Annotated in this window: 5 protein-coding genes; 3 read left to right on the top strand and 2 right to left on the bottom strand. The window is 68.4% G+C overall.

The annotated features are described in order from the left end of the window. Positions 1 to 585, top strand: a 585-nt coding sequence (locus VGS97_RS13835; RefSeq protein WP_326853849.1) for a hypothetical protein, incomplete at its 5' end; no start/stop codon positions are given. A gap of 548 nt (positions 586 to 1,133) precedes the next feature. Here the strand turns inward: VGS97_RS13835 and VGS97_RS13830 are convergent. Next, positions 1,134 to 1,535, bottom strand: a complete 402-nt coding sequence (locus VGS97_RS13830; protein WP_326853846.1) for a globin — start codon at positions 1,533 to 1,535, stop codon at positions 1,134 to 1,136. A 59-nt stretch (positions 1,536 to 1,594) separates the two neighbouring features. Then, positions 1,595 to 2,587, bottom strand: a complete 993-nt coding sequence (locus VGS97_RS13825; protein WP_326853845.1) for a helix-turn-helix domain-containing protein — start codon at positions 2,585 to 2,587, stop codon at positions 1,595 to 1,597. A gap of 420 nt (positions 2,588 to 3,007) precedes the next feature. On the opposite strand from VGS97_RS13825, the gene groES reads away from it, so the two are divergent. Together groES and groL are read left to right on the top strand one after the other, a co-directional pair. Next, positions 3,008 to 3,334, top strand: coding sequence for a co-chaperone GroES (gene groES / locus VGS97_RS13820; protein ID WP_414641714.1), 327 nt, complete (start codon positions 3,008 to 3,010; stop codon positions 3,332 to 3,334). Between the two features lie 348 nt (positions 3,335 to 3,682). Beyond that, a partial coding sequence (gene groL, locus VGS97_RS13815) for a chaperonin GroEL (protein ID WP_326853842.1) occupies positions 3,683 to 5,273 on the top strand: 1,591 nt, incomplete at its 3' end.

Here is a 5,273-nt window from a genome sequence, read left to right as displayed (position 1 = left end):
GACAAGACGGCGGCCGTGCGTTTCGTCGGGATCGGCCGGGCCGCCGCGGCGTACACCGCGCCGCCGCTGCACGGATCGGCCTCTCGCGGTGTCACCGTCCTGACGGTGCGCACGGTGGCGCTCGCCGAAGGCTCACAGCCCTTCGACCGCACGGTAGCGGCGGGCCGACTGCTCGATGCGATCCGCACGGACGCCGACGACGGCTCGGCCACGTTCACGCTGCCGGATCCGCTGCTCGGCGGGCCGTCCTGGGCGGGTCTGCTGCCGCCGCGCACCGGCTGGCAGCCGCTGGGCGAGATCCCGCTGCGGCGGCTCGCCGAAGCGGTCGCCCAAGGCAACGCCGACTTCCGGTTCGGCGCGCTCGGCCGCGACCGCGCCGCGCTCGACACGCTCGCCGAGGAGATTTGGACCCGCGAGCTTCTGCACGGCCTGCGCTGGCGCGCGGCACACGCCGCCGCCACGATGGGTTTCCTCGGCCCGAAGCCGGAGAGCAGCGCCGAGTCGTCCCGCGTCGCCTCACACGCGCGCTGGCTGCGTCTGGACACCCCGTACGGCACTGTGCTCGAACGCGGCGTGCGTTCCTGACGCACACGGCTTGTATGAAGATCCTGTTCTGCTCCGCAGGGCTGATCGCGTGCGCCTAACGCACGTGGGTTGCACTAGAGCCGGGGAACTCGGGGCCCTCAAAGCCGCGCGCTCCTGACACACACCCACACACCGCTTGCACCTTCCCCGGAGCGGGCGCCGTCGCCGAAATAGCGTGCACTTGGCTCTTTTTGTGAGTTCGGACAGCGAGTCTCGACCAATTCGGACGGTCCCGCAGCCTCCATTCGCCTGCGTCTTGTCGATGAGTTTCGACAGTGCGAAGGCCAGTCCTGGCAGGCCAAAGGGCGTTGCCCGGGCTCGTCGACATCGCACGCGCGTTGCCGGTGAGAGCTGTCGCCTTCATCGACATTCGCTGTCGAAGCTCACGTGTACAGCCAGTGCACTCCTGACGCACTCGGCTAACACCCTTGGACGCACGCTTCGCAGCTGCACTGTTGCGTTAATACGTACGTTAATTATGTGCATTAACGCGTGCATTAACACGCCGCGAGCGCCGCATACCATCCGTCAGTCATATCATCTGACTGTCACTCGGCATTGACCATGAAGTGCGCGGCCCGCTCCAGGTACTGCCAGAGCTCCGCCTCGTCGGCCGGGTCCAGCTTCAGGTCCTTGACCGCCTCGCCCATGTGGTGCAGCCACCGGTCCCGTGCCTGCGCGTCGACCCGGAACGGCGCGTGCCGCATCCGCAGCCTCGGGTGCCCACGCTCGTCGCTGTACGTCGTCGGGCCGCCCCAGTACTGGATCAGGAACAGGGTCAGCCGTTCCTCGGCCGGACCCAGATCCTGCTCGGGATAGAGCGGTCGCAGCAGCGGATCCTCGGCGACGCCCTCGTAGAACCGGTGTACCAGGGCGCGGAACGTCGGCTCGCCGCCGACCCGCGCGTAGAACGACTCCGGTTTACCCTGGGAAATGCTCGCCTGCGTCACACGATCAATCGTAGGCGCCCGGTAGGCACACCCCGTGCCCTACTTCTCAAACACATGCCCTAGCCGAGCCAACCGCGGTGGCAGGCCTGCCAACCCAACTGGAGCCGGGTGCTGACCTTCGCGAGGTCCATCATGTGCGCCACCCGACGCTGCACGGTACGCAGGCCGAGGCCGAGCTGCTTGGCTATCGTGGCGTCCGTCGCCCCGACCATCAGCAGCGACAGTATGCGCAGATCCAGCCCTGTTGGCTCGGTCTCCGGCTCGTCGAGCTCGATCACGTTCGGCTCGACCAGGCGCACCGGGACGGCCCGTTCCCACACCGACTCGTACAGTCCGATCAGCAGCCTGATGAGGCCCGGCGCGCGCACGAACATCGCCGCGGGCTCGCCGCCGTCCGGATTCGACCCGCCGCTGAGCGGCACCAGGGCCACCGAGCGGTCGGCGACGACCAGCTTCGTCGGCACCTTCTCGACCACCCGGCACAGCTGCTGGTGCTTCATGTGCGCGGTCAGGCCCTCGAAGGCGCCCGGGAAGTCCAGCATCGCGCGCTCGATGATCACGTGGTACCGCACGCCGCGGTCCACCGCCTGCTCCTCGGCGACGCTCTCGCCCGAGGCGACCACCTCGTGCGTGGCCTCCGACATCACGTGCAGCTCCGAGTTCGCGCTCATCTGGATCTGCTCGAAACGGTGCCGCACCGCGTGCGCCCCGATCAACACCTCGACCAGGTCGCGGGCCGAGCCGTCGGAGCTGGCGCTGCGATACGCCTCGGCCAGCGACGCGAGGCCCAGTTCCGCGCGGTACAGCGCGTGCCGCTGTTCGGCGAGCAGTGCGCCGAGCGCCACGGCGGGCGGCGCGGCGGAGTACCCCTCACGCTTCCCGACCTGCTTCGTGATCAGACCGAGCTCGGAAAGCTGGCCCAGTGCCGCGCGCACCGCGTCGTCCGACAGCGCCGCGCGCTCGGCCAGATCGGTCGCATTGCTCGATCCCGAGGTGACCAGTTCCTGATAGACACGCTCCGCCGCCGGATCGAGGCCGAGTATGCCGAACACTTCCATCTCCTCGTCAGCGGGCTTGCACAGGTGGCGTACGCGACCCTGGGCTCCCGACCCTACTGGCCCCCGCGTCATTGTGCGTCCATGATTATCCGCTGCCGAAGGCAGGTACTGCTCATACCTCCGGATGTTGAGATCACCTGCTGTCACACCCCGCTCGTTGGACACTCCAGCACCTTTTATTCACCGCTCGCGTACGCCCTGGGGGCGCTCGGCGGCCCCGTCCGAGCGGCGTGAGGTGATGCAGTGGCACCTGCTTGGCACTCAGGTTGACCGAGTGCCAGCCGTAGTCATAACCTGCCGATTGGCACTCTCACCGCGAGTGTGCCAATGCCACTGCGTCCCTCCTGGCACCCGCGACGACAGGCGTGGACGGTGGCCCTAAGTCAACCGGCGGGAACCACGTCCCCGCCGCTGGTGAATGTCTCCGAAGGAGAGGTCACGACCGTGGCTACCGTTGCCATCAAGCCGCTTGAGGACCGTGTCGTCGTCAAGCCGCTGGACGCCGAGCAGACCACTGCCTCCGGCCTGGTCATCCCGGACACGGCCAAGGAGAAGCCCCAGGAGGGCGTCGTCCTTGCCGTCGGCCCGGGTCGTTTCGAGGACGGCCAGCGTCTGCCGCTCGACGTCAAGGAAGGCGACGTCGTCCTGTACTCGAAGTACGGCGGCACCGAGGTCAAGTACAACAACGAGGAGTACCTCGTGCTCTCGGCGCGGGACCTGCTGGCCGTCATCAACAAGTAGCACTAGGGCGGCACCCGCGCAGTCGGATGTCTAAGAGCGGCCGAGGATTGGGGGCCGACGGTGTTGTTCATGCGGCTGGCGCCGCGTGGGCCTGCGGGTCGAGGGCCGAGCATGGCAAGGCGGAGGAGGGAGTCGCAGTGGTGCTGCGGCGACCGACGACAACGCGGCCAGGCGACGGTCATCGGCGCGCAAGCCCGGCCACCAATCCTCGGCCGCTCTTAAGGCCGCGTTCCGCAAACCCCGCTCCCTAGGACGGGCGCGGGGCGCGGCCTTTGACGTGCCCGTTGCTCCTGCTCAATCATCCACGGCTTTAACCGCTCAGACGCTTAGAAGGGACGCTTGGCGCCCATGGCCAAGATGTTGCAGTTCGACGAGGACGCCCGCCGCAAGCTGGAGCGCGGCGTTAACGCGCTCGCCGACGCGGTCAAGGTGACGATCGGCCCCAAGGGTCGCAACGTCGTCATCGACAAGAAGTTCGGCGCGCCCACCATCACCAACGACGGCGTCACCATCGCCCGCGAAGTGGAACTCGAGGACCCGTACGAGAACCTCGGCGCCCAACTCGCCAAGGAGGTCGCCACCAAGACCAACGACATCGCGGGCGACGGCACCACCACCGCGACCGTGCTGGCCCAGGCCCTGGTGCGCGAAGGCCTGCGCAACGTGGCCGCCGGCGCGCAGCCGATCGAGCTCAAGCGGGGCATCGACGCGGCCGTCAAGGCGGTCTCCGACCACCTGCTCGCCTCCGCCAAGCCGGTGGAGACCAAGGAGTCCATCGCGCAGGTCGGCGCGATCTCCGCGCAGGACAAGGCGATCGGCGACCTGATCGCCGAGGCGATGGACAAGGTCGGCAAGGACGGCGTCATCACGGTCGAGGAGAACAACACCTTCGGCCTGACGCTGGAGTTCACCGAGGGCATGCAGTTCGACAAGGGCTACCTGTCCCCGTACATGGTGACCGACCAGGAGCGTCAGGAGGCGGTCCTGGAAGACCCGTACATCCTGATCAACCAGGGCAAGATCTCCTCGATCTCGGACCTGCTGCCGGTACTGGAGAAGGTGGCCCAGTCCCGCAAGCCGCTGCTGGTGATCGCCGAGGACGTGGACGGCGAGGCGCTGTCCACCCTGGTGGTCAACAAGATCCGCGGCACCTTCAACTCGGTCGCGGTCAAGGCGCCCGGCTTCGGCGACCGTCGCAAGGCGATCCTGCAGGACATCGCGATCCTCACCGGTGCCCAGGTGGTCAGCCCGGAGGTCGGCCTCAAGCTCGACCAGGTCGGCCTCGAAGTGCTCGGCACCGCCCGCCGGGTCACCGTCACCAAGGACGACACCACGCTCGTGGACGGCGCCGGCGACCAGAGCGTCGTGCAGGACCGGATCCGCCAGATCAAGGCGGAGATCGAGGCGTCCGACTCCGACTGGGACCGGGAGAAGCTCCAGGAACGGCTGGCCAAGCTGGCCGGCGGGGTCTGCGTGATCCGGGTCGGCGCGGCCACCGAGGTCGAGCTCAAGGAGAAGAAGCACCGTCTCGAGGACGCGATCTCCGCGACCCGCGCCGCGGTCGAGGAGGGCATCGTCTCCGGCGGCGGCTCCGCCCTGGTGCACGCCGCGGACGCGCTGGCCGACGGCCTCGGCCTGCTGGGCGACGAGGCGACCGGTGTCGCCGTCGTGCGCCGCGCGATGGTCGAGCCGCTGCGCTGGATCGCCGAGAACGCCGGCCTCGAGGGCTACGTCGTGACCGACAAGGTCTCGCACCTCGAGGTGGGCCACGGCCTGAACGCCGCCACCGGCGAGTACGTGGACCTGATCGCGGCCGGCGTCATCGACCCGGTCAAGGTCACCCGTTCGGCCCTGGCCAACGCCGCGTCGATCGCTTCGATGCTGCTGACCACCGAGGCCCTCGTCGTGGAGAAGCCGGAGCCCGTCGAGGAGCCCGCCG

Origin of the sequence: Actinocrinis sp. (assembly GCF_035946395.1) — a bacterium.
Taxonomy (GTDB): Bacteria; Actinomycetota; Actinomycetes; order Streptomycetales; family Catenulisporaceae; genus Actinocrinis.
Note: the sequence above shows the minus strand (reverse complement) of the source record. Positions and strands in the feature narration are given on the sequence as shown.